We start from the raw sequence: 25718 nt of genomic DNA on the forward strand, positions 1-25718 counted from the left end.
GAGATACAAAAAACTCAGTCACTTTAGTGCTGACAGGGAAGCGACGCAAGCGACTTTAGTCGCAGTGACAATTAGTCCCGTCGAGCGTCGAATCAACCGAACTTTTTTAGCAGTACACTGACCCAATCTTTTCCAAGATGCGTCACTAACTGAAACTTGTTTCTCGGTGTCTCCACTAACCCAGCCAAAAAAGGTTTTCTTGCCTTGGGTAGCATGAACACAGTCACCTTTCCTAAAACCATGACGTGTCGTAGTTCCACCATATTTACGACGTAACCCACCAATATTCGGAACCATTAAATGCAATTGTCTGCGGCTTATGGGTAGTCGCCGTACAACAGTAAATTGTGATGGGGTGACTGTTACACTACCTACCCATGACGCACCATGATGTTTAGCATCGTTCCATTTCTTATATTCAACAAATTCAGAACAAGCTAGCGTCACGGCATCAACTGCATGAGTCTCTGGGATTTGTAAAGACTTGTCAGATTTTTCCTTGTGTAATCTCAGGTGTTGGCGAAGATTTGATGTTTCCCAACCTTTTTTCAAGCTAATTAATGCAACTTCTGAAAGTCTAGTAATTTGATAACGTTGTCCAACCATTACAGGACTAAAACCTTTATCGCCTCGTGCTTCTACCTCTTCCACAACAATTGTCTTTACTGGATAAAGTTGACACAAAAGACTAATAGTTCTGTATTCAATATCTTTATTGGCTCGAATACTGGGAGGGAGTTTCGATCCTCTGCGATTATCGAATCTAGCTTGACGATGAGCGCGTTGGCTGTAAGGTAATTTGCGATTAATTCTTCTGCCACGTCTACCACTTCGCATCATAGCTCGTTGTTCCATTCGGTCTTTGACTATTTTGAATGGCAGCACTAGATGAAGCATTTGCAGAGTATATTTTTTCGATTGTACTGCTATACCAGAAAAAATTTTACCAGGGTCTAGCCCAATAATGATTTCTTGCGTTTGCACGTCTGATAGTTCAGTTAGTAATTGAACATAAAAAATACCTAATTTGTTAAATTTACCAACTGCCTTACCTTCCTTAATCCATCGTCTAGCACGACTTGATTTAGTTGGCATTAAAGTAACGTTTGTACTTGAAATTACTGGTACTCGCATAAAGAGATAATCCTTGGAGTAAAAGTTTAAGTCCCCTCGCTCACCATATCTAGAATGTCTTGCCCTAACCCACTGCCTTGAGGGTGTTCCGCCCGTTGTAGGAAGTGGCACGCAGCACCGCTAATAAGACGGTTTGAAGATAACCCAAACTGGGGAAGTATTTGGGAGTTCGTATCTAGACATGGCTCAATGAGCTAGTCAGACACGTAAGACTTATTTCTTACAAGCTCAGTGGCTTTAGCCCTGAGTTACTGACTTCACACTCCAGTACCCAATAGCATCGTGAAAAAACATAAAAAAATCGCAGGGTTTTGTCCCTGCGTGGTTAAAAATTTGACCAACAGTTTAGTTTTACTATAGCGCTTCTCGTTTGGACACTTTTACCTCTCTCCAAGCCTCTCGCCTAAAAGGAGAGAGGCTTTGATTCTTGCTCCCCTTCCCTTGCAGGGAAGGGGCTGGGGGTTAGGTCTGTATTTAATGCAATTGAGAACCGCTATATCATTACCATATATGTTGTACTAGGAAAGACAAATCTCTTAATCTTACTAGCTCAACAACTTTTTTAGTTCTATTAGTTGTAATCGCTTTGACTATATTTTGTATATCAACAGAGACAACACTGGCAATTTTCGTATATTTAGTTTGCTTACTGCAACCGAATAGAAATATTTGCTTATTGGTTTGGAGTAAGTGAGGTAAAAAGAGTTTAGTTATTTTTCAAAAATTACTAAATTGTGATGAATATGGCTGATTTTTTAAATAGCAGCGCTTAGTATTTTACTACTCAAGGTGAGCAGTATCTTTAGGAAAAGCATTAAGTAAGTCCATCAACAGTTGCGTGTTAGGAAACGTTGATAGACTTTGTTAACTTTGTTCAACAAAAGTATGCGGTACGAATATACGTAATGCTAGAATAGCTACGATAAGCAACAAAGCTAATGTCTTGCAAAAAGGCAAACTACACTGTTGGAGCAGGTTAGTTTGTTTAAGACATTTTACATGAGTAAAGACGCGGTTAATCGTGTCTTTACGTTTATTCTTTCCCTTCTACTTAACAGCAGCACTGTTAGAAGCTGTTATGTAGTTACTCAAAACAACAATATTGAGTTGTATAATATTGTTCAGGTTCACTAAGGGAGTAGGAAGAAGGGCAGTAGTGGGAGCGGCAGCGGCATCAGATTTTTTCCTATTATGCCAACCACCACCAGACAAAGTAGCTTCTTCGGTAACGGTTAATGTTGTGAACAATGTGCTTTCCATAATCTTAGTTCTCGCTTGATTGGTGAAATTAAAACTGCGTTACTTTCAAGTAATAGATATAAACAAACGTAAAGAGTATATGTCTTTACGTTTGTTCTTTTGGTACTACTTAACCAATAGTAATGGTGTTAGTGGCTTTTGCGTCTTCGCTGTCAGTAATAACATTGACTTGGATAACATTGCTCAGGCTCACTGTAGGTTTGGCAGGGGCAGGAGCGGGGGCAGGAGCGGGCGTGGTGGTAGCGGGCTTGTGCTTCTTGTACCAACCACCAGACAAACTAGCTTCTTCGGTAACGGTTAATGTGGTGAACAATGTGCTTTCCATAATCTTAGTTCTCGCTTGATTGTTGGGGTTAAAATTGCGTTATTTTCAAGTAATAGATATAAACGTAAAGAGTATATGTCTTTACGTTTATTCTTTTGGTTCTACTTAATAGTAATGGTGTTAGAAGCTGTTGCGTATTCGCTCCAATTAATAACATTGACTTGGGTAATATTGCTCAGGCTCACTGTAGGTTTGGCAGGGGCAGGAGCGGGGGCAGGAGCGGGGGTGGTGGTAGCGGGCTTGTGCTTCTTGTACCAACCACCAGACAAACTTGCTTCTTCGGTAACGGTTAATGTTGTGAACAATGTGCTTTCCATAATCTTAGTTCTCGCTTGATTGTTGAGGTTAAAACTGCGTTACTTTCAATTAATAGATATAAACGTAAAGAGTATATTTCTTTACATTTATTCTTTTGGTTCTATCTAACCAATAGTAATGGTGTTAGTAGCTTTTGCGTCTTCGCTGTCAGTAATAACATTGACTTGGGTAATACCGGTCAGGGTCACTGTAGGTTTGGGAGCAGCGGGGGTGGTGGGAGCGGGGGTGGTGGTAGCGGGCTTGTGCTTCTTGTACCAACCACCAGACAAAGTAGCTTCTTCGGTAACGGTTAATGTTGTGAACAATGTGCTTTCCATAATCTTAGTTCTCGCTTGATTGTTGAGGTTAAAATCGCGTCGCTTCAAAGTAATAAATATAAACATTAAAAGAGTATATTTGATTACTTTTTGTTCTGCTAAAAGTATTATACGACTCTTGCTCCAAAGGTCAAGCAATTAATTTTTTAAGAAATATGTATTACACGTCTTCAAAAAAGATACTACATAGTTCTTCTTTATACAAATTTAATTAGAAAAAATTTAATTATCAAAAAGTTGCAGGCGTCAATATTCATAATTCATATAAATATGACGAACTAACTTATGTATTTTTGGGAATAATAAATAAGTTAGTTCTATTAAGTATTAGTACTGAAAAAAAACGTAAATACACGGTGTTTTAAAGATATAGCTAACGAGTAATATTTTTTTTATACATATCCTATTTGAGTGTGTTTACAAGAAGTAAAGCCAGGCTTCTGCATGTTTGAATTAAGTATGCGTAGGTGTAAATATTTTGATCTAATCTTTATATACAAAGCTGGATTAAATAAAGATAAATTAATTTAATATAAAACAGGGAAATTTACTTAATCTTTTATAAATGAGAAATAATTTTAAGAAAGTTGTGTACGCTATACTATTTTTTCTAAATATAATAAAGTTAATATGAAAATTCAGAGAAAAATTATAAAGATTTAATGTTCGGATGAAAAGGCATAATTTTTATTTAGACTTAGCTGTATATAAACCTTGTATTTACATACTAACTATATACAGATAAGGGACTTATCAGTAATAAAAGTAAAAGCTGTCACTTTCGCCCTGAAAGGCAAAAGCGCCAAACTTATAATATTTTTGCCAAAAATACTCTTGAAACTGAAGAGAGCTTTTATTTTTTGGATCTCCCTAAATCTTGATCATCACACTAACGCGAGGGAGATTTTTTTGCTAGATTATTTACGGAACCAAAATGTTTTTTAGCTTTCATGTTCATTGACCCCCAACCAGACTTTCTCCGCCTAGTCCAAAACGACGAATACCTTCCCTCAGTCAGTATATGGACGAGGTTGGGAGGAATATTTTTAATTGGAAGTGTTGGCGCTGCCTTCAGCCTTGCCAGTGTATTTCAATACAACATAATAGTGAAAGCTGATGCTACCGTCCGCCCAACTGGAGAAATCCGGTTAGTGCAAGCAGCAGCTGAGGGAACGGTAACAAATATTAAGGTCAAAGAAAATCAGGTTGTGAAAAAGGGAGATACGATCGCCTTAATCGATAACTCCCAATTGCAAACTAAAAAAAGCCAACTACTCGGAACTATTAAACAGAATCAGTTACAACGATCGCAAATTGATGCACAACTAAAAGCGCTAGAAAATCAGATGGCTGCTGAGTCTAATGCAATGGGACAGGCGATCGCATCTGCCAAAGCAGACTTGAGTCGCAACAAAAGAGATTATCAAGATAAGCAAATCACAAGTAAGGCAGAGGTAGAAGAAATTGAAGCCTCTGTTGAATTAGCTAAAGAGGAACTGAAGCGATATCAGAAGGTGGGAGAAGGGGGGATCGCTTTTCTCGATATTAAAGAAAAAGAACAAGCTTTTAAAGCTGCTACTGCTAGACTTGAACGGGCTAAAGCTGCACTTAATCCTAGTGATGCTAATGTGGCGATCGCACAAGAACGTATTTCCCAAGAACTGACCAAAGGTGAGTCTACTATTGCTCAATTGAACAAAGAGAAAGAAGAACTCATCAGGCGTCAAGTTGAAATCCAAAACCAAATTAGCAGCGCTCAACAAGAACTTAAACAAGTTTTTACCGAACTGCAAAAAACTGTAATTCGTACCTCTGAGTCTGGTACAATCCTCAAACTAGAATTAAGAAATGCTGGACAAGTTGTTCGTGTTGGAGATGCGATCGCCCAAATTGCTCCCAACAATGCCCCTTTCCTAATCAAAGCCCGTGTTCTTTCTTCAGATATTAGCAAAGTGCAGGTGTGTAAATTAGCACAGGTAGCAAAATGTCGAGAGGGGGAAGTACAAATGCGGCTTTCTGCTTATCCGTACCCAGATTATGGCATCCTCAAAGGTGCTGTCAGAAGCATTAGTGCTGATGCCATTACATCTCAAGGTAACGGGAACATTGCAATTGCGCCTTACTATGAGGTGACAATTCAGCCAGAGAGACTTTATTTAAAAAGGGCTGATAAATCCTATCCTATTCAAGCAGGGATGGAAGTTACAGCTGAAATCATTTCCAAAAAAGAAACCCTACTGACATTTATTCTGAGAAAAGCAAGACTGCTAACGGATGTGTAAATTCCTTCCTGTATTCCACCCCATTGAGAAGGACTATAATAATTCAAAATTCACACATTGTCAGCCCAGCGTCTCGTAGAGAAGAAAGTTACATAAGGGAATTTAAACCCCGACTGTAGCTTTCTTCTGGCAGGGTAACTGAGGAAAGTTGGAGCTATCGAAACTCCGAGTTAATAATTGTTTAATATTATATTCTTCAGCAAAATTAACAACTATATCTACCAAGGCTGTAAACAGTTCAAAAATTTTATCAACGAAGGCAGGAGGCAGAAGGCAGGAGGCAGAAAGAAGACTCTTCTCTGCATCCTGCTTTTCTCCATAAATGGGATTAACTTGAAAAGTTCGCCGATATAGTTGATAAATTATTTGTTTACAAATCGCTGTCCGATGGCTCCAATTAAATTTTAAAGAGTCGGCTAAATTTAAAAATAAGTTAAAATCCAAGTTTTTTAAATCTTTTAAAAACCATATCCAATGATTCTCTTCTTCATGGATTTGTTTGTTAACAATATATTGAATTGAGTTAACTGTGGTTTCTTGTAAACAAACAAATTTGTTGAAATTTCCATATCCCATTAAAAAAAGTGCAAAACAAGGAGCAAAAAATAATCTTTGTATAAAAGCAATGCTTTTATCTACCAAAAACTCAAAAAAGGGTGATTGAGCAAATTTGGCTGATTCTTTTTCAATTAATGCAAACACTTTTTTCATGATAAAAAAATCTTGTCTGATAACTGCACAGCGTAGTTTCTGTTGATTTATCAGTTGCCGTTTATAGTTTTATGCAGAGTTAGCCAATTCTTTACAAAAGTTTACAAACTGCGTTAGAGTCAGCTTTTTTTGGTTACGCGTGGTCAGAGTTTTGTTTTGGTCGCTTGGGTATCAATACTGCGTAGGTTTTGAAGATTTGTAGGTTGCGTTGAACTTAAGTGTTACCCAACAAAGCCTTGATAATGTTGGGTTACCCTGCCTTAAGCTAGGGTGTTGACTTGCTCGGAGCATCCCGTGAGGTGCAAAAACCTTGATAGCCCTCATCCCCTAACTCCGAATCCCATCATTTGGGATTCGGGGAACTAGAATTATGTCTCCCCTCTCCCATGTGATGGGGGAGGGGCTGGGGGTGAGGGAAAAGATTTAAGCTAAAATTGGGATATTTTAAGTGATTGACAAAAAAGGCTTTACCTCAACCTCTCAGGGATGGTTAGGGGTAGGTTGAAGATTTGATGGTTTGGCTGACTGGGCAGTTGAGCCATTCCAAATTTGATTGAATTGATCTGCCGACAAGGACTGTAAAATACTGAGATTAAGCGGCTCTTTACTGATAAAAGTTGCGTAGGAAGGCTGCAAATAGGAACGGTATTCAGGGTGGTTGAGGAGATGGGTTTCCAAAAAAGCCACGCTGAGGGCGTTGAGATAGGAATAAACAGGAGCGCGATCGGGGCCTAGCAAGGCAGATGGCACAGGTAAGACATCATTTCCAGAAGTAGTTTCTCCGATCGCCGAAAAGTGGGTGGCGTTTTCAATTAAAGCTAGATACTTATTAGAGTCAGAAAGCCAGGTAAAGGGGCGAATCTGCTCAGATACAGGTGGGGCAAAAATATCTTGACTACCTGCTACCAGCATTACTGGAATTTTAATTTGGCTGACTCCGCCCTCACCCAAAACTAAGCTATCAATTGGATTAATTGCCATGATCACCTTGATGCGATCGTCTTTGAGTTCGTAATTTCTTAGGGGTAATTTATTTGCTTCACACTGCAACAAAAGCGACAAATTAAAGGATGAATAATTAGGATTACAGTTTTGCCTGAGTTCCTCAAAGTTAATATTTGCTCCTGCTAGAGCCAAAACAGTATAACCGCCCAAGGACTGACCGATCGCCCCAACTTGCTGAAAATTGAGTTTTCCTTGGAGGATGGGATCAGATTTTTCTAAACGCTGGAGTTCATCAAGGAGATATTTGATATCCAAAGGTCGATTGATAAATTCTGCTGGATCTGGGGGACCTGCCAAACCCGCAAAATATTGTTGAAAGCGTTCGGCATTACTACCAGGGTGTTCGAGTACAGCAACAGCAAAACCATAGGATGCTAGATGTTGAGCCAGGTAGACAAAGCTAGAGCGGTCTGAGGCGACACCATGAGAAATTACAATCAGGGGAAAGGGAGGCGAGGAAAGTTCTTTAGTGCTTTGTGAAGCTGCTTCCGGCAGATAGATATCCACGGGTAGACGGCGTGAGCGAGAAATGTCATTTAGCTCGAAGCTTTTTTTTTGCCAGCGAAATTTTCCTGGCGATCGCAAATCTGGCTGTTGTGAGAAGTCAATTTTTGAATTGGCTGCTTCTGCGATCGCTTCTTTTTGGAGAGAGGCTACAACTTCATCCCTTTTTTTGAGCAATTGTGACAAGTCATCAACTATCCTTAAGCCCTGTGTGAAATTCACCCGCACAGTATTGCTAGGAAATTTCCGCAGCAAATTGATAAGCGTTAAACCTTCAGGGTCGGCAGCAGCCAAAATCAAAGAGGAACGTATAGCGTAGAAGCCGTTCTGTCGAGACTCAGTGAGAAGTAATTCTCCCAGCTGTTGCACCACTTCTTCGCCTATAGGTGAGTAGGTAACTTGAGATACTAATGTAGGAGTGACATTGAACCTTTGCTGAAGCAGATCCCGCAGTTGAGCGAGTTGTTGCGGCGTAGCACGGCTAGCATAAAATGAAAAATCTTGATCGATTTTGCCAACTTTCGCAAAAGTTTCCAGCGAGTCCACAGACAAGTAGAATTCGCCGAAGGGAGGGTAAGAAAAGCTAAGGCGTTCAGCTCCCAATCCGGGAGTTGCAGTCAAAAACGTAGATAGCAAACCTAAACCCAGGTATCTCAGAAATTTTTTCATTAGAAAAACCCACTGTCTAACCCTGCCAGACAAGTTTGAGCAGGGAGGAAAGCGGGGCGGGATTTATAACCGCTTTCCTGTTTACTTGGTTTAGATATATCAAACAGCTTACAAGCACAAAAAAGCAAGTATTTACAGCACTAGGTTCCCATATACGTTTTAAATCACCCACTTTCAAAGCAAGGGATGTATCAATGACCAATGACTAACACATCAGTAACAAATTTTTCAGCAAAATACCATCAGTAAGGCGATAATAGATATAGAGATCAAAATATTTTATATGTCCTTCTCCTCCTGCCCTTCTTGTGTTGTCGTCCTCAATCAACAACAAGAGCAAAATATCTCTTACCAAAACCAGTGCCAGGATGTGCCAGTTAACCCCAGCAAGAGCAGGGTTAAAAGTTGCACTGTAGTTGAAAATGGTCGGGTTGTCGTTAAACCCTTACAAGCTCCACTCAATCAGACTGTGGAGTAACTTTTAAGCATTTCAACTGTTTTCATCTAAAGGTAAAACATCGTGGAAGCGGTTGTAATCGATGTAGCGATATCCATCGGTTGTGTGATGGAAGATATCGACAAATTGATTATTCCACAAAATCTCATTAGCACTATAAGTATGACGGGCATGGACAACCTGTGCAACCGTTTCATCAATGCCACTCAAAGAGACGATCAGTATAGTATTTGTCTGGGTTAAAGATTCAGGTGTCATTCCATATAGAGGACTAAACTCATCAATGACATGCATCACTGACCAGCTTAACGTGAAGCTAGGTGTTTGGTTTCTCAGCAGTTTGAGGTCGTAGAACCGACGCATGAACTCCCCTTCTGAGGTTACATCGTCTCGCATTAAGTAGACTCGCATCTGCGCCTCCAGAATCATATTGCGACGCTGATTAGCGCTGCGAAATATGAGAGTCGGCATTGCATTATGAGATGCAATCACTGCTACACGACTAAAAAGCACACGAGCTGTAGGTCGGGAGAATCGAGCAAAAGCTAGCCCCGTCATCACAGCAATTCCCACCAAACCGATCATTGCTTCAATGGTGACAATAATGTTGGCGTAAGTTGTTTTAGGATACATTGCCCCATAGCCGATGGATGCTAGGGTTTGTACGCTAAAGAAAAAGACATCTAAAAAAGAGCCAGGTCGGGCGTTGGCAATACAATCTCCTCCTATCAAGTAAGCTAGGGCAAAGAGAGCATTAACAGTTACATAGAAAGTACAAATCAGGGTCAGAAAGCCAGCCCAGGGAATCGTTAGCAGCAGATGGTAGGGATCGCGCCAGTAAGAATGCCATGCACCCATACCCATAATCTCAGATTTTCCATCTCGAACTTTAATCTGAATAAGTGGGATCAGACGCTGTTTTTTCTTCGGTGAAAGTCTCTTCAGTCGAAATTTCATTGCAAGTAGCCAAAACAACGGCAACTGCTTAGTATTGTAAATTAAGTTGCTTTGGAGACATCCGACTTATACCAATTTCCGAAAATCTTGATCTTGATACATATACATTTATCGTCGTAGGGGCATGGGAATCCTATGCCCCTACGAACGTCTTTATATCATTATTAAAGTGAAATGGTATTACCTGTAAGGAAATTTAAACTTTATTTTCTTAAATAAGCAAAAAAATAGGGTGTGCAATGCCCACCCTAACAATCAGTGAGAAACTAACTCATTTTTCAGGGTTTGCTTGCTGACCTTTAGAACAGCGGTCAAACCACTCCTGATATTTTTTCTGGTGTGACTCATCTTCAACAGCTATGGTCACTCGCACCTGGTTGCAACCGTGATTTTGCTCTAGTGCGATCGCATTCAACAATAAACTAGCAGTTTTCGGTGAGCTAAATTCCCCGCTTACCATTAAACCTGTGCCAAAATGCGGAACTTCAACTCTTTCTACTTCGGTTAAGTCAATACCAGAAATTTCCTCTTCTCCTAAATCAATTTCTGCAAGTTGTTTGTATTCTGGGCTAATTTGTTCTACAATCAACTTTTCGCGCCGGACAGGAACTTGTATCATCCGGGTTTCGATTTCTTTGCGAACAATCACCTCACCAACTTTACGCTTACTGCTTTCAACAACTAGTCGTTCTTCTAGTAAACTAATAATCTGTTCTTCAGTAGCCTCATCTAAATAATTTACTGGCTGCTCAGTTGATTCTGATAGTGTGCGTAGATGCAAAGCAGCTTGCCCATAGGCATCGCCTGGTGTTTCTGTTTCTAAATATTCAGGCATATATTCGATTTCTGATTTATTTAAGTCTATAAAAACAGATTTAGTCGGCTTATCTATTTTTTTTATTCTCTGGCTCTGCAACCGAAATAAAGAAGGATGTTTATCAGCTAACTGCTGACCATCTTCTAGAGTTTCTTGATTCACCTGGTTAGAAGATATAACTAGGTTTAATCGACGATTAGCATCCACAATTAAATCATGAACTATTCCTACTAGCTGACCTTGCCGATCGTACACGGCAAAATTGCTTACCTTGTTTTTTAAATCTGCTAATGAGGTGCTAGTCTGATCGGAGTTTGCCTGTCCAATGTTTTTTGTCATCGGTTGGCTATTCATAGTGCAAAGTTTACGAACTGTTTTCTACTTAGCTAAATTAAATGTATCAATCATCTAAATAACATTTAGAAAATGTTTGCGATATAATAGATTTATTTATCTAAGTCATATTCAGATAAATAAATATTCGCAACCCAAAATCTAAAGTTGTATTAGCTATTCAAAGCACAGGTAAAGCTAATTTTACAGCCTCACCTGTACTCTCTCGAATTTAATTATTAGTCATTAGTTTAGCAACTAATGACTCTGTTATTTAGCGTTCTTCAACGGGAAGATTACCAGAATTTACATCTAACTCTTCACGACGCACGGTCTCTTGAGTTTCAACTGTCTCTTGATCGACCACTTTTTTAACTCTGACTTCTTCACGCAAAAATGCTTCTTTGCGAATCTCAGCAGTTTCTTCATGGATTTCTACGCGAGCAACTTCGCCTCCACGGAAGTCTGCTTCGCGGCCAGAAACGGCAGTACCTGCATCTGCTGGAGTTACACGTTCAATCACAACTCGCTCTTTTTCTATTGGCACTGCAACCCGTGCAGTATCAGTCTCAACGCGCTTGCCAATGGCTACTTCTCCAGTTTTTTGGCGGCGTTTACTGGCAATCAGCCGTTCTTCATACAATCTCAGAGTTTGATGATCTTGCTCATTTAACCCGAATAAAGAAGGCTCTTGTTCGTAATTGTAGCTATCACGATTGTGAGTTGGCGTAACCGGCTTCTGATAGGTTGTATCCACTGGTGGTGTCGCTTCCAATGGTAATAAGGGATCTACAGGTTTAACGTAGTCTGTGGGTTGGCGATATATTCCCCGCACTCTTTCTTCATAATCATAATCAAGCGCTTGGCGTTCACTGAACTCAGGTAAATCTTCTGCTTGCTCTCTAGTCAAGCCAATTGTGTAGACGCGATCGGCATTATAGTCGATACGCGCACGACCAATTGGTAGTAAAACTTTTTTACCAAAAATCCAGAAGCCTAAGTCAACGACTAGATAGCGGAAATGACCTTCTTCATCCACTAAAATATCGCTGACAGTACCAACTTTTTCATCAGTTCCTTGTGTATAAACGCCAAGCCCATTAATATCCTGACCTTCTAAGGTATCACGGTAGTTAGGCTCAAAATCTTGTAATTTGTAGAGAACCATAATATTTTCCTCAAAAATTTTCTTTCCCATCTCCTATTAACTAAGTTAGACATTTAATTATTTATTTACCTCTTTCTGGCGAAGGAATTATTTAAAAATTTTAATAATCAAAAGTTATAGATATTTTTTTGATGATTAGGACTTAGGCAAAAACCCTCTAAAACTCTTATTCCAACTCTTGGAGACGCACTCGCATTCGCGGTTCGTTTTTTCATAATTTTTCGTAAGTCATGATGATGAGAGCGCAAAGAAATTTCACGTTTCTATATAGTTGATCGTGTAATTTTTTTAAAGCATTATATTCCCGACTTATTAGATAAATCGGGAACTTGTTGTTTAATACAAAAACACAAGCAGAGATAAAAATTAACTTTGCCTGCATGATTATTTCAGATAAATCTACCAAAGGAACTTACTGACTAGCTACTTAAATAGCTTCGTGTGTAGTTGTACCATGTTCCTGAACCTGTAAATTACCCTCAGTATCAACATCTAACTCTTCTCGACGAATGGTATCTTGTGCTTCCACAGTCTCCCGTTCTACTACTTTTTTAACTCTGACTTCTTCACGCACAAATGCTTCTTTACGTATCTCAGGCGTTTCTTCGTACACTTCTATGCGTGCTACTTCCCCTTCTTGGAACTTAAGTACATTGGAATCTACAACCTTTCCTGCTTCTGTTGGCACAACTCGCTCAATCACAACTCGTTCTTTTTGAATAGGTACTGTAACGCTTGCAGTTTCTGTTTCAATGTGCTTCCCAACCGTTACTTCTCCAGTTTTGATGCGCTGTTTGCTGGCAATTAATCGTTCTTCATAGAGTCTAAAAGTTTGATTATCTTGATTATTCAACCCGTATAAAGCTGGTTCTGCTTCGTAATTATATGTATTGCGATCGTAATTTACACCAGTAGTTGGAGAACGAAATACACTACGGACACTTTCTTCGTAATCATGATCGACGACCATGTTTTCTCTGTACTCGACTAAACCTTCTACTTGGTGTTTGCTTAATCCATCAACATAGACGCGTCTTGCAGGATGGTCTATCCGAGAAAGACCAATTGGTAGTAATATTTTTTTACCCAAAAAATCTGAGCTTGTATCAATAACTAAATACCGGAAATGGCCATGGTCATCAACTAAAACATCCGCCACTGAGCCAACTCTGTCTCCTCCTTGAGTGTAAACATCCAGAGCTTTAACGTCGTCTTGGCCAAAAGTTTCTCGATAGTTGGGGTCAAAATGTTCAAGTTTGTGAAGAGGCATACGCTATTTTCAGTTTATTTATAAGGTTGCTTTTATAGTCTAAAAAATATTTTGCTCAGTGTCCTCCTGCTGGCGACTGAATTGCAAATGAGATATTTTATAGTTTATAGTTCATACCTTATCAGTTAAATACTCAGGGTAATCAATAGGAGTATGACTAAAGTTCTAAAAAGCTCTATAAATGCTGGTATAAAAAAGTTTTGCTAATGAGCCAATACGATTAAGTTAAGATTTTAACAAAGTTTAGGGGTTTAATTCCCCACACCTTTCGACGGCAGTTGCTAACCCGCCTGGGAATAAATTCCTCTTGCTTAGGGACTGACAAATAAAAAAATGTTTCAAAACTGACGCAAAAACTCTCTCTATTTCTTCTCTCTGCGTTCTCTGTGGCTTTGTGGTTCGTTTATTGGAATAATTTATTTCTTGGAAGTCCCTTATAGCTCAAGTCTTCTCAAGAGGACTAAATATCAATACGCTTGGGTTAAGGCTAAAATTTATCAAAGTTAATTTTTTATCGAACCGCAGAGACGCAGAGGAAACAGAGAGAAGAAAAAATGCTTAACCCAATGATATTGGATTATATCGTTGTCTAGACAACCTGAAAAGTAAAGCTAAGACTTGCCCAATTATTCACATCTAAGATATATGAGTCGGCTGCTGTGCCGTTCATTTCCGCTTTGAGGGCGCTGGCGTTATGTAAGTCTTGTAGCAAGGCTTGTGCAACGTCTAAAGGATTCAACAATGAACCTATCGGCTGTTGTTCGGCTGGGGAATACTTGACAGTACTCAAGGCGGCGAGAGTTTCGCTAAATGGGGCAGTACTAAAAATCAGTTGTTGTTCGTAAAAGCAAGCTGGCCCTGAAATCAGCCATTCGGAAGCACTATTAGTTTGGGGTAGGGTGAGGGTTTCACCTGGGGCGATGACGACTTGTTTGAGGAGGGGCTTGGTGTCGGCAATGTTTGCTTCTTGGGGGGTTTCCCAAGAATAGAAGCCAACTGCTGTATGATTATTGTTTAATCCCAGTAAGATTAAATATACTGAGCGATCGCTCTGGTTTTCCACTCGATATTGCATTCGACTACCGATAGGCACAATCGCAGTGGGGAGTGATTTTTTGATTGAAGTTTCAGGTTTGAAAGTTCGTATTGTTTCACGTTGCATCACCACCTGTGGTGAGATATCGCTAATTATTTCTAAGGTTGCCTTGAGAGGCAAGCGGGAAGAACCTTGATTTTCTGTAAGTCGCCATAACTTAGCTGCAAACAGGGTTGATAATTTTGGCGCTAACCTTTGCACTGTTAATTTTACTGCTTCTCCTACTTCACCGGTGGTATTGGGAATTAGTTCGCCACTAAGAGAAAATAGACCATAACGAGTGGGAATTTCCTGTAACTTGGCAAATACATAATCAGCAGGTTTTTCTCCTGCTATTACGGTGGATACATGGAAAAATCCAGCGAAGGCACTTGTAGCATCTACCCGCTCAATTCTTTCTAATCCAGTATCCAAAGCTATTTTTAAATGAATATTTCGCGGTAAAACTCGGACTGCTTCTTGGACGAGTTGCCCGACTTTTAGGAGATTTGCACCTTCAATTTTGGAAATTTGCGCTTTTGCTGTTAACCCAGTCCGCGATCGCAATACCAATTGCTCTGTTGTTGCTAAGGTTAATCGAGAATTCACTCCGTAGTATAGCAGCACTTGTGGTGGTAATCCTGCCAACCACAGATGGACTGTTTTACCGTCTTCTTCAATAGCACTCACCACGCCTTCTGCACCAATGATGCTGTCTGGAAAAGAAGAGGCGACTAACCCCCCAGCCCCCAACTCTTGTAGCGCTGGGGGAGAATTCAAAGCCTCTCTTGTCTTAGGAGAGAGGTTTTCTAGATTCCCCGGTTGCTGTTTACTACCCAATTTGTATAGAGAATTTTCCATATACGAGAGGGCGACTTTAATTGTGGTAGCTGGGGTGAATTCCCACAAATACTGTGTCAAGGCGTAGGTAAATAACCCGGCACTAAAACCAGAAAAGAGTCTTTCCCTGGCTGGCTGGTTTGCTTCTGAGGTAGCTGTTAAAACAATTGGAGTGCTGGATAACTTCTGAGTTTTAAGTTGTTTGAGAAAGTCCAGTTCTTCTACTGCTAGCTTTGCTACTGACTCCTCAAGGGCGCGAATTTTTAATCCTAAGACTGGGCTAGGAGCATAATAGCTAGTATCCAATACTGCTGTTACTCGGTCTGTGGGGAGCGATCGCAATAATAGCAGTAGAGTTTCTTCTAATATATAGTTGACTATTTTATCATTTTGTGCATTCAAACCTACATTAGCTGCCACCAAAGCATTTTGCATTGTATTTGGTGATGTTTCCAATTTAACACGGCTGCCATAGCCGCTAAAGTGGAAGACGATAACATCATCGGGTTTAACTTGCTTGCCCAGGTGATCCAAAAAAGCTGCCTCAATGAATTCCCTGCTAGCTTGTTCGTCAGTTAAGGTTAAAATATCTGACCCTTGGAAACCAAAGCGGTTAATCAAAAGTTCTCTTTGTAATTCTACATCAGTCAGACAACCACTGAGGGCTGGAAGTTGTGGGTATTGGTTAATACCTATTAACAATGCCAACTTGCGCGAACCAGGTTGTGCCAAAGCCTGATAATAGCGATTTCCCAAAGTCAACCACTCAGCTTCAGTTACCCCCAATACCGCGAGTATTGAGCCAATTCTGTGTAAAAACGTGCGCCGTTCCATAATTAGCTATCAGCCCTCAGCTATCAGTTAGCAGCTTACAGGGCTGAACTCTGTATTGTAAAGTTATAAAATTGTGAGGGAGTTAGGAGTTAGGAGTTAGGAGTTAAGAGTTAGGAGTTAGGAAACCAATATTTACTCTTGACTGTTTACTCATGCCCAATGCCCACTTGCCCTGAGCGAACGCGAGTGTGTCTCTAAGAGTTGCCGAAGGGATGCCCAATGCCCTAAACCGGCAGTTCTATCCGCATTGCCCGCGCTAACTCTGCCGCCACTTCAGGACGAGAAAATTCTGGTGGGGGTAATTCACCGCGCCGCAACATTTCTCGGACTTTTGTCCCCGATAGATGGATGCGTTCTTCTGGCTTGCTGGGACTAGTTTTAGATGTTGCCATCTGCTTAGTGCGCGTGCAGTAGAAAGCGTGTTCAAATTTCATCGGCACAATGCCCAATTCACTTGGGGCAAATTCATCAAAGATATATTGAGCATCGTAAGTGCCATAATAGTCACCGACGCCAGCATGATCTCGTCCGACGATAAAGTGAGTACAGCCGTAGTTTTTGCGGACTAAAGCATGGAATATGGCTTCACGAGGACCAGCATAGCGCATTGCGGCGGGATTTATTGCCAAACTTACCCTATTTAAGGGGTAGTAATGTTCTAGCAAAATTTCATAGCAACGCATCCGCACATCAGCAGCGATATCGTCTTCTTTTGTTGCCCCGACTAATGGGTGCAAAAATAGACCATCAACAATTTCTAAAGCGCACTTTTGAATATATTCATGGGCGCGATGGATGGGGTTGCGAGTTTGAAAGCCAACGATGGTTTTCCAACCCTTGTCTCTAAATAGTTGCCGTGAGGCAGCTGGATCAATTTGGTAAGTAGGAAACTGGGGATGAGGTTCGCGCTGCAACAACCAAATATCACCTGCTAGATTTACGTTACCTTGGTTATAGAGTACCTGTACGCCGGGATGATTGACATCATCAGTGCGGTAGACCTTTATTGCTTCGCGGGTTTTGTCGTAGTTATATTTTTGGGTGAGTTGCAAAACTCCGATAAATTCGCCTCTGGAATTATCCAGACGGATTAAGCCGCCTTCTGGTAACGGTGAAGCTACTTCTTCGCTTACCGATAGTGTAATCGGGATTGACCACACAACACCGTTAGCTAACCGCATTTCTGTAACAGTGCGATCGTAGTCTTCTTGGTTCATAAAACCCGTGAGTGGACTAAAAGCACCGATCGCAATCATTTCTACATCCGAGACGGCGCGATCGTTAAGTTGCACTCGCGGCAAAAATTCAGCTTTTGAGAGAAACTCTGCTCTTTGTTCTGGTGTGGCGATCCGGTTAACTAACTGTCCACCGTGCGGGGCTATGGCATCTGGATTGTGACTCAACTTAATCCCCTCTTTGTATTAACTGTTATTGTTTCAGATTATGTACTAACTTATCAAAATGCTGGTACTGAGAAAAAAAAGAGTTTAAGGAATTGAGTAAAATTTTTGCAACTAGCCTCTAACTGTTCTGATTAGGTTAGGCTAAAGCTAATCCAGCCTCAAGTTTCAGAATAGTTCCTTGATAAGGAAAAGGCTTATGACTGCTGTATCCCCCGTTGTTAAACCTGTTAGTCAAATGCGGTTAGCGCCTGGTAGTACAGTCAGTATCCAGGATATGAGTTGGGAGGAATTTGAGTCGATTTTGCAAGAACTGGGCGAAAAGCGATCGCTACGAGTTGCTTACAGCAAGTCTACGTTAGAAATTATGGTTCCTCTACCCGAACACGAAAAATCAAAGGACTTAATTTCGGATATTGTAAAAATCTTACTGAAGATGGCAGGTAAAAGTTATGAACCCTTCGGTTCAACCACCTTCAAGCGGGAAAATATAGCGGGGGTAGAACCAGATGCTTGCTTCTACATCCAAAATTACCAAAGAATGATTCGTCGTCGCAAACTAGAACGAGATGATCCGCCTCCTGATTTGGCAATTGAAACAGATGTGACATCAAAAACAACTCTTGATGCTTACGAAGCGATCGCTGTTCCAGAATTATGGATTTACGATAGTAAAAAGCTGAGGATTTATTTACTCAGGGATGGACATTACATCGAGTCTGATAACAGTCCTAACTTTCCAAATATCCCTCTAACTAAAATTATTCCGGCTACAGTTGAACGAGCTTGGCAAGTAGGAACCGTACAAGCTTTGGAAGAGTTTGAAGGGGCATTAGATAGAAATATTTTTTGATAGAGAGTACGTAAGCGTAGCTCACCGCAGGTATCGCTTTCGCTAATTAAGCTTAGTATGGCAATAAATGGCATAAATTGCCATAAAATAATATTATCAAGGGAAAATTAGGGAAGTAGTGACTGTGAAAAGTATAAATATATCTCTTCCTGACGCGATGCGGACTTATATAGAACAGAAAGTGGCGACTGGTGGCTACAGCAGTGTCAGTGAATATTTCCGTGAGTTAGTGCGCCAAGACCAAAAGCGTCAAGCTGCTGAACGTTTGGAAGCGATGCTTTTAGAAGGTTTAAATTCTGGGAATGCAACTGAAATGACTCCTGACGATTGGGAAGACATCCGCCAAGCTGTGCGGGAAAGAATCGGCAAGCATAAAGGTTCAAACCAAGGTTAATAAGTAATGATTTTAGTCACTCTGAAACTGTAAATATTCCAACAGCAGTAACCGCAAGTAATCTAGCGTTCTAATATAACTCTTTATCTGTTCATAACTGTTATTACTACCAAAATAAAAACTCGCAATTTGAGGTAGATTTAAAACTCGCATAGCTTGTAATTGCTCAATTGCGTGGTCTTTATTTACAATTCGACCTGTGGATTGAAATTGACTAGCATAACCTCTGAGATTTACTGTTAAAAGTTCAAGTTCTTCTAACAGAGAAAACTCTTCATTTTCTGGAGGAAATTGTATAGCAATTTCTTGTCGTTCAGTTCGAGTAGCTTGATATACGTTAGTCAACTGTCCTAACAATTGAACAATGTTTTTCTTCGTCAATTCTTGCTCATTTAAAATTGCTTCAGTCATTATTGACTCCATAAGTAATTATCTTTTCAGTGCCATATTCATCGGGTCTGACAATCAGATATTCATTATTTTTACGATAGACAGCTGAACTATCACCTCGATATCCAGTTTTCGGAACTCGAATCGCTCCTTTTTTATTAAAGTTATGAGCTTTGCGTAGATATTTTAAGGGTTCAATTCTTTTTCTAGCAGCATGATCTAAGATACTCTGAGCAACACTGGTATAGGTAGCAATATCCCATTGCTTCATGTAGCGTTGAATCTCTGCTGCTTCTGCTAAAGTATAGCCTTCTAATAGCTCTATTAAAAACGGATCGGTGATTGGCTCTTATTCTTGCATTAAACCTCATCTAAGTTGAGAACCGTAGTTTTTGCCCTCACCCTAAATCCCTCTCCCATATCTGGGAGAGGGACTTTGAAATTCTGGCTCCCCGAATCCCAATTTTGGGATTCGGGGTTGGGGGATGAGAGCAAATCCTTTTCATCACTGAAGAACTACAGGTTTCAAGATAGACGCGGTTTATTATCTAATTTAAGCATAAAAATACCCCTCCAAAACTCAGGGCGGCTTTTGCTTATCTGAAGTTAAAAGAAGAGGCAGTTTTGGCTTCTACCAAAATTGGGGTCACATTCAACTAAATTGTTCAATTATTCCGCCACCTAAAACTTTCTCACCGTCGTACCACACCGCCGCTTGTCCGGGGGTGATGCTGATTTGGGGTTTATCAAACACCAAACGCACGCGAGAGTTTTCCAACGGAATCACTGTTACTGGTGTAGCGGTTGAACGATAGCGAATTTGCACTTCGGCATGAATTGGGGTCGATGGTTCAGCAATAGAAACCCAATTTACCCGATTTACAGTGCATTCTGGCTGAGTTACCTTAGTGCGATCGCCTACTACTACTTTATTATTTTGTGCATCTAATTCAATCACATACAACGGTTCGGCAGCAGCAATCCCCAAACCTTTGCGCTGGCCAATGGTATAATGATGCACACCATCATGCTGTCCCAAAACTTTGCCTGTAACATCGACAATATCGCCTGTTTTGGGGGCTAAATATTTATCTAAAAATGCCCGCATGGAACCGTTACTTTCCACTAAGCATAAATCTTGACTTTCTGGTTTGTCAGCAGTTTTCAGACCGTATTCAGTTGCAATGCGGCGCGTATCAGTTTTTTCTAGTTCCCCTAGAGGAAATATCGTTGCTCTTAGTAAATCTTGAGACAAATCATAGAGGAAGTATGACTGGTCTTTGTTGCGGTCAACAGCCCTTAATAACTGGTAACGTTTTGTTGCTTCGTCATAGCTAATTCGGGCATAATGACCGGTGGCAATGCGATCGCATCCCAATTCTTCACGAGCATACTGCACCATTGGCCCAAACTTCACCGTTTTATTGCACTGAGAGCAAGGCAAAGGCGTGATTCCAGCACTGTAACCAGTTACCAGGTAATCGACAATATGCGTCTGAAAGAGATTCCGAATATCGACAATCTGATGGGGAACGCCCAATTGTTCACAGAGTTGGGCCGCGTCGATCATACCTTCAGAGCAACATTGACCTTTGCCTTTCATTAGCCAAAGAGTCAAACCAATCACTTCATAGCCCTGATGGTGCAGGATAGCTGCGGCGGTGGAACTGTCAACGCCACCAGAAAGACCAACGACGACTTTTTTCATAGCACGACACGATATTCGTGGTTGCCCAATTGTAACACACACTCTTTCATTGCCTTGCTACCAAAGCACTTCCAGACGTATTTTTTGCCACGCAGATGAGCTAATTGTACGTTAACGCTATATATACCAATCTTAAATGAGTCGTGAACAATAAGATCCCCGACTTCTTAAAGAAGTCGGAGATTTTAGTCTCTCTCCGTCTCTCTTGCCTCTGCGGTTAATTTATTTTTACAAATGATTTAGGGCTGTTATAGTTGCTACAACGGTGAACTAATTAGTTCCTAACGGAAATTATTTAAAAATACTTTGACTACTTTCTAAAGTACTATGTTGAGAGGAATATCAAGTAAATTTGTCCCATTTGAGATGCTGCGTCGAAGTTCTGAGGGTTGGAAGCCCACTATAAAACTTCTCCCCTTGTTAATGGGAGGATGGTTACTGCTGATTCCCAACAACAAAATGCTATTGGCTCAAGAAGCAGGTGAAATTTTACCGCCACCGCCAATTCCCTTTGGTCAACAGCCATCACCGCAGTTACAACCATTAGAGGAGAGTCAAATTGAGCAAAACTTTCAGCCCTCCCAACCAGTACAAAACAATCAATTTGGGCAAGATTTTCAGCCCTCCCAACCAGTACAAAACAATCAAATTGAGCAGAATTTTCAGCCCCCTCAATCTACACAGTTTAGTCAATCTAACCAGAATTTTGAGCGCTACTTAGTTTACGTAGATGGTAGTGATTTCCAGACGCTACAAGCAATCCGTCAGATTGAACCCAGTGCTTATATTCGGGAGTACCAGGGACGGAATATAATTCAATCAGGAGTTTTTAACAGAGTATCTAACGCCCAACAACGGGTGAGTGAGTTACAGTCACGAGGCATATATAACGCCCGGATTATCAGCTTCACTAACGGACAGCAAATAGATGCAGGTAATGGAACTTTTAGAGGCGATCGCAATAATATAAATCCTCCAAAGCTTGCCTCTAGATATTATGTCGTCATTCCCACCACTCAAGAACAATTACCTGCGATCGCAGAACAAATTAGGCAGAATCTAGCCCGATTTAGCCAAGGTTTAGGACGATCTGGCGGAGTCCTCGAAAGAACGCAACCACGAGGACCACACATAGCAGTCGGACCTTTCTCCGATCGATTCCAAGCTGGGGAATGGAATAAGTATCTGCAAAATATAGGATACAAAAATGCCAGGGTTTACTACGGAAAGTGAAGAAGTTAGGAGCCATTCAATTTAGATTTTTCCTTCAATCGAAAATCCAAAATTGAATCACTCCCAACTCCGCCGATTCTTAACGTAGCGATTCAATAATTACTGCTGTTGTAATTAAACACAACAGGATGATTCCCAGTGGCAGCAAAAACTGTTGTAAAAGGTACAGCAGTATGGGTATGATTTGTAAAATACCTAAACCACTGGATAGAACATAAGCGATCGCAATGCCAACTAGCACCAGCAAGAAATATTTCAAGGATTTAGAGGCAAAGCGAAATAGAAGCGTATCTTGATTTGAGTCCATAATTTTACTCACGAAAGTAGCTAATTTTTGAAGAGTGAATACTATTTTTGATTTCCCATTTCCCATTTAGAAAACAAGGCTATGGGAAATCATGCCCAGCCTGAAGATTAGTTTGACACCAGGATATTCACCTTTTTTGGTGAATTATTCAAAGACTGTTGTTGTCTTTGTGGATTGTTTTGCTTTTCATAATTAGCTAATAGTTGGAACGAAATAAACAAGCCCAACAACAGCAGCAAAAATGAGCCGAAACCAGAGGAATACTTATTTATTTCGCGCTCAACACCACATTTGAGACAAACATATCTATTGGGATTTCGTGTATCTTGGGCAAAGGGACACTGATTTTGATTGCAATCATGATGACAATCTCTGTCTAACATCATTGAACCTCCTGTAGGATAATGGCTTACATACTTAGTCGTAAATATGCTCTACAGAATCTAGTTAGTTAATACCCACTGCCTGTTTAGTAGACACCACTTTCATGAGTAATTAATATCGGAGAGTAACAAGTAACACCAGTGATTTACTAAGCTTGCAGTAGTAACGCTCTCTAAATCTTTCCTCAACCACCTTTTCTTGGCGCTTAACTTAACTTCGCCTGTATTAATTACAAGAGTAATACAGCCAAGAATGCTTTGCAGTCGGAAAAAGTAAGTTCCCTACCGAGTAGGAAAAAGTATTTCGTAGTATACTGCGTAGGAAAAAGTAGTAAAAATATGGTTATAATGAATTACAAATGATACATCAAGTTAGCAAATGGGTGTAGAAGAAGCCTTAGAGTTTGTAGATAACTTGGTTTTTCTCAAGACGGGAGAACATTTAGATAAAACTCAAAGGATTATCTTGAGTCATTTGTGGGAGGATGAAAAGCGGACTTACCAGGATATTGCCAACAGCGTTCGTTATACAGAAGCGCATTTAAAAGCAGTTGGTGCAGAACTTTGGCATTTACTGTCAAGAGTGCTTGAAGCGAAAGTCTCAAAATCTACCTTCCAAGGCGTGATTCAGAGGTTTAGAACAACTCAACAGTCGCTAAAAATCGGGGATATTCCAAATCTAGCGGGCAATGGCACTAAACCCCAAGATTTAGATTCTAACTTCGTGGGGCGCGATCGCCAAATAGCCGAACTCCACACCTTAGTCAGTCGGGGAGAAAAACTTATCCTCATCCAGGGTGAAGGTGGTGTTGGCAAAACCAGATTAGCACGCAAATATTTTAAAAGTCAAAAATTTAATTTTGTCCTAGAACTGTGGATGGCCACAGAAATCCAAAACCTTACTCCTGTAGAGAGTGTGGTTGAAGAATGGCTACGGCGATACTTTAACGAAGAACCGGGAGGAGACTTTGGTATCAGCTTAGAACGACTACGGCGCAAACTCCGAGAACAAACTTTTAAAATTGGGGTATTTATTGATAATCTAGAAACTGCTCTCGATAAAAATGGCAAATTTCTAGAAGATCGTCGCCCTTATGTTGAGCTATTGAGAGTATTAGCAGATTCGGATGTGCATTCAGTTACTTTAGTAACAAGTCGTGAGCGTTTGCGCGAGTCTAGTGTAGAGGTTTATCTCTATCCACTCGAAGGTTTAGATGATGAAGCATGGCGAGAGTTTTTCAGCAGTTGCCATATCAATTGTGATTGTACTATTCTCAGCGAAATGTGCAGAGCTTATGGAGGTAACGCCAAAGCAATGCAAATTCTCCGAGGAGCAATATTGACAGATTTTTCTGGTGACATCCACGCCTATTGGCAGGAAAACTGTACATATTTATTAGGAGAAAGAGAGTTAAAAGATTTAGTCGCTAGTCAATTTACTCGTCTCCAAGAAAATGACTTAGAAGCCTATCGCCTCCTGTGTCGTTTAGGATGCTATCGTTATCAAGATATTCCTTCATTACCTATTGAGGGAGTTTTATGTTTGCTTTGGGATGTACCAGAGCAAAAACGTAGAGGTGTAATTAAAGCTCTGCAAGATTTGTCTTTAATAGAAGCGAAAAAAGGACAATATTGGCTGCATCCGGTAATTCGTGATGAAGCAATTAGTAGATTAAGATTAGTCACTGAAGAATGGGAATTAGTTAACCGAAAAGCCGCCGAATCTTGGACACAACGAGTTACAGCCATTAAAAGTATCACAGATGCGTTAACAGCTTTAGAAGCTTATTATCACTATCTAGAAATTAGTGATTTTGAGCAAGCTGGTGATGTAATTTTACAAGGGCGAGGTAAACAGTGGAGTATAGGTTTGCCTTTGGGTTGCTCCTTTTACCAACTGGGACTGCTCCAGAAAAACTTCTCTGTAATTAAACGGATAATAGACGATATCAAATCGCCAGAAAGACTAATTAAACTTTACAATATCCTTGGCTATACATATCGAATTATCGGGTGTATTAGAGAAGCTATAGAATGTTATGATAAATCAGAAGAAATATTAGACAATTTAGATATTAAGCAAACAAAAATATCTATTTTGTTCAATACAGGACTTTGTAAACTTGATTTATTGGAAATGGAAGCAGCCGAAGATTGTTTCAAATCGGTTTGTAACTTGGCTCAACAAGATAGCAATTTTGACAATTACATGGCTTATGCTCAGTGCTGCTTGGCTTTTGTTAAATCATGTTCTAACTTTAAAGAGGATGCTTTTTATATTGCTGAAGATGCCTTCTCTGCAATATCTTTATCAACTAGAGTAACTTTATGGGGAATGGGGCATAGTTTAATAAACCTATGTTTAACGTACAAAAATTTAGGTAATATTAAAAAATCTTTTGATTTCTGCCAAAGAGCTATATTTTCTTCCAAAGAAAACAGCTTTACTCAGCTTAAAGCTAAAGCTATAAGTTGCCTAGCTGGGTTATATAGAGAAGAACGAGAGTTTGCTTTAGCCCTTTTGAATCATTCAGAAGCGATAAAAATTCTTAATAAAATAGGCGCTAAATCTAATTTAGCAGAGGCTTACTATCAATTGGCATTAACTCATCAAGCAATGGGTAAAATTGACAAAAGTAGAGAAAGTTTTGTGCAAGCGATCGCACTTTTTAAAGAAATGCAAGCACCCAAGCAAGTTGAGAAGGTTCAAACAGCAATGGAGTGTTTTGAAAAATAAGCAATACTATTTGAATTTAATGCTTATTCTTGTTTAA

Annotated in this window: 24 protein-coding genes; 6 read left to right on the top strand and 18 right to left on the bottom strand. The window is 40.2% G+C overall.

What is annotated here, in order from left to right; genetic code table 11:
• Nucleotides 1-18: 18 nt before the first annotated feature.
• The 5 genes from V7K32_RS17135 to V7K32_RS17155 all read right to left on the bottom strand — a co-directional run bounded on the left by V7K32_RS17135 (nucleotide 19) and on the right by V7K32_RS17155 (nucleotide 3492).
• Nucleotides 19-1134 carry an RRXRR domain-containing protein gene (locus tag V7K32_RS17135; RefSeq protein ID WP_442938762.1) on the bottom strand — a complete coding sequence of 372 codons (1116 nt, stop codon included), beginning with the start codon at nucleotides 1132-1134 and terminating at the stop codon, nucleotides 19-21.
• Between the two features lie 1047 nt (nucleotides 1135-2181).
• On the bottom strand, nucleotides 2182-2394 hold the full coding sequence (locus tag V7K32_RS17140) for a hypothetical protein (protein ID WP_334995033.1): 213 nt from the start codon (nucleotides 2392-2394) through the stop codon (nucleotides 2182-2184).
• A gap of 109 nt (nucleotides 2395-2503) precedes the next feature.
• Nucleotides 2504-2719 carry a hypothetical protein gene (locus tag V7K32_RS17145; protein ID WP_334995034.1) on the bottom strand — a complete coding sequence of 72 codons (216 nt, stop codon included), beginning with the start codon at nucleotides 2717-2719 and terminating at the stop codon, nucleotides 2504-2506.
• Between the two features lie 101 nt (nucleotides 2720-2820).
• Nucleotides 2821-3036: a hypothetical protein gene (locus tag V7K32_RS17150; protein ID WP_334995035.1), complete on the bottom strand. Its 216-nt coding sequence runs from the start codon at nucleotides 3034-3036 to the stop codon at nucleotides 2821-2823.
• A gap of 105 nt (nucleotides 3037-3141) precedes the next feature.
• Nucleotides 3142-3492: a hypothetical protein gene (locus V7K32_RS17155; protein ID WP_334995036.1), complete on the bottom strand. Its 351-nt coding sequence runs from the start codon at nucleotides 3490-3492 to the stop codon at nucleotides 3142-3144.
• A gap of 812 nt (nucleotides 3493-4304) precedes the next feature.
• Here V7K32_RS17155 and V7K32_RS17160 point away from each other — a divergent pair.
• Nucleotides 4305-5636, top strand: coding sequence for an HlyD family secretion protein (locus V7K32_RS17160; protein WP_334995037.1), 1332 nt, complete (start codon nucleotides 4305-4307; stop codon nucleotides 5634-5636).
• Nucleotides 5637-5738: 102 nt separating this feature from the next.
• Here the strand turns inward: V7K32_RS17160 and V7K32_RS17165 are convergent, their stop codons facing one another.
• Together V7K32_RS17165 and V7K32_RS17170 are read right to left on the bottom strand one after the other, a co-directional pair.
• Entirely contained in the window at nucleotides 5739-6347 is a 609-nt protein-coding gene (locus V7K32_RS17165; RefSeq protein WP_334995038.1) for a hypothetical protein, read from the bottom strand.
• A gap of 480 nt (nucleotides 6348-6827) precedes the next feature.
• Nucleotides 6828-8525 carry an alpha/beta hydrolase gene (locus V7K32_RS17170; RefSeq protein WP_334995039.1) on the bottom strand — a complete coding sequence of 566 codons (1698 nt, stop codon included), beginning with the start codon at nucleotides 8523-8525 and terminating at the stop codon, nucleotides 6828-6830.
• A gap of 283 nt (nucleotides 8526-8808) precedes the next feature.
• On the opposite strand from V7K32_RS17170, the gene V7K32_RS17175 reads away from it, so the two are divergent.
• On the top strand, nucleotides 8809-9003 hold the full coding sequence (locus V7K32_RS17175; protein ID WP_334995040.1) for a hypothetical protein: 195 nt from the start codon (nucleotides 8809-8811) through the stop codon (nucleotides 9001-9003).
• 12 nt (nucleotides 9004-9015) lie between these two features.
• Here the strand turns inward: V7K32_RS17175 and V7K32_RS17180 are convergent, their stop codons facing one another.
• From V7K32_RS17180 to sat, 6 genes are all read right to left on the bottom strand, one after another.
• Nucleotides 9016-9939 carry an ion channel gene (locus tag V7K32_RS17180; RefSeq protein ID WP_334995041.1) on the bottom strand — a complete coding sequence of 308 codons (924 nt, stop codon included), beginning with the start codon at nucleotides 9937-9939 and terminating at the stop codon, nucleotides 9016-9018.
• A gap of 271 nt (nucleotides 9940-10210) precedes the next feature.
• Nucleotides 10211-11095, bottom strand: a complete 885-nt coding sequence (locus V7K32_RS17185) for a YsnF/AvaK domain-containing protein (protein WP_334995042.1) — start codon at nucleotides 11093-11095, stop codon at nucleotides 10211-10213.
• A gap of 268 nt (nucleotides 11096-11363) precedes the next feature.
• Complete coding sequence (locus V7K32_RS17190; protein ID WP_334995043.1) at nucleotides 11364-12257, bottom strand: DUF2382 domain-containing protein; 894 nt, start codon at nucleotides 12255-12257, stop codon at nucleotides 11364-11366.
• 427 nt (nucleotides 12258-12684) lie between these two features.
• Nucleotides 12685-13527 (bottom strand): DUF2382 domain-containing protein, encoded by an 843-nt coding sequence (locus V7K32_RS17195; protein WP_334995044.1) that lies wholly within the window; start codon nucleotides 13525-13527, stop codon nucleotides 12685-12687.
• 589 nt (nucleotides 13528-14116) lie between these two features.
• Nucleotides 14117-16276, bottom strand: coding sequence for a caspase family protein (locus V7K32_RS17200; RefSeq protein ID WP_334995045.1), 2160 nt, complete (start codon nucleotides 16274-16276; stop codon nucleotides 14117-14119).
• 224 nt (nucleotides 16277-16500) lie between these two features.
• A complete protein-coding gene (gene sat / locus V7K32_RS17205; RefSeq protein WP_334995046.1) occupies nucleotides 16501-17679 on the bottom strand; it encodes a sulfate adenylyltransferase in 1179 nt (392 codons plus the stop codon).
• Nucleotides 17680-17875: 196 nt separating this feature from the next.
• On the opposite strand from sat, the gene V7K32_RS17210 reads away from it, so the two are divergent.
• Nucleotides 17876-18529, top strand: coding sequence for a Uma2 family endonuclease (locus V7K32_RS17210; RefSeq protein WP_334995047.1), 654 nt, complete (start codon nucleotides 17876-17878; stop codon nucleotides 18527-18529).
• Between the two features lie 124 nt (nucleotides 18530-18653).
• Nucleotides 18654-18923 carry a type II toxin-antitoxin system ParD family antitoxin gene (locus V7K32_RS17215; protein ID WP_334995048.1) on the top strand — a complete coding sequence of 90 codons (270 nt, stop codon included), beginning with the start codon at nucleotides 18654-18656 and terminating at the stop codon, nucleotides 18921-18923.
• Between the two features lie 12 nt (nucleotides 18924-18935).
• Here V7K32_RS17215 and V7K32_RS17220 read toward each other — a convergent pair whose 3' ends face one another.
• The 3 genes from V7K32_RS17220 to mnmA form a co-directional block, all read right to left on the bottom strand.
• The gene (locus tag V7K32_RS17220; protein ID WP_334995049.1) at nucleotides 18936-19334 is read right to left on the bottom strand and encodes a hypothetical protein; all 399 of its coding nucleotides are present in this window, start codon (nucleotides 19332-19334) and stop codon (nucleotides 18936-18938) included.
• Nucleotides 19327-19584 carry a hypothetical protein gene (locus V7K32_RS17225; RefSeq protein WP_334995050.1) on the bottom strand — a complete coding sequence of 86 codons (258 nt, stop codon included), beginning with the start codon at nucleotides 19582-19584 and terminating at the stop codon, nucleotides 19327-19329. Before V7K32_RS17225 ends, V7K32_RS17220 begins: the two co-directional genes overlap by 8 nt.
• 381 nt (nucleotides 19585-19965) lie before the next feature.
• Nucleotides 19966-21021 carry a tRNA 2-thiouridine(34) synthase MnmA gene (gene mnmA / locus V7K32_RS17230; protein ID WP_334995051.1) on the bottom strand — a complete coding sequence of 352 codons (1056 nt, stop codon included), beginning with the start codon at nucleotides 21019-21021 and terminating at the stop codon, nucleotides 19966-19968.
• Between the two features lie 366 nt (nucleotides 21022-21387).
• Between mnmA and V7K32_RS17235 the strand changes: the two genes are divergently transcribed.
• Nucleotides 21388-22254 (top strand): hypothetical protein, encoded by an 867-nt coding sequence (locus V7K32_RS17235; RefSeq protein WP_334995052.1) that lies wholly within the window; start codon nucleotides 21388-21390, stop codon nucleotides 22252-22254.
• Nucleotides 22255-22333: 79 nt separating this feature from the next.
• Here V7K32_RS17235 and V7K32_RS17240 read toward each other — a convergent pair whose 3' ends face one another.
• Both V7K32_RS17240 and V7K32_RS17245 read right to left on the bottom strand, forming a co-directional pair.
• Entirely contained in the window at nucleotides 22334-22561 is a 228-nt protein-coding gene (locus tag V7K32_RS17240) for a hypothetical protein (protein ID WP_196524301.1), read from the bottom strand.
• Between the two features lie 107 nt (nucleotides 22562-22668).
• Nucleotides 22669-22947 (bottom strand): hypothetical protein, encoded by a 279-nt coding sequence (locus V7K32_RS17245; RefSeq protein WP_334995053.1) that lies wholly within the window; start codon nucleotides 22945-22947, stop codon nucleotides 22669-22671.
• A 376-nt stretch (nucleotides 22948-23323) separates the two neighbouring features.
• Here V7K32_RS17245 and V7K32_RS17250 point away from each other — a divergent pair, with 376 nt between their 5' ends.
• Complete coding sequence (locus V7K32_RS17250; protein WP_334995054.1) at nucleotides 23324-25681, top strand: tetratricopeptide repeat protein; 2358 nt, start codon at nucleotides 23324-23326, stop codon at nucleotides 25679-25681.
• Nucleotides 25682-25718: the final 37 nt, after the last annotated feature.

The organism is Nostoc sp. (genome assembly GCF_036917635.1).
In the GTDB taxonomy this organism is placed as follows: Bacteria; Cyanobacteriota; Cyanobacteriia; order Cyanobacteriales; family Nostocaceae; genus Nostoc.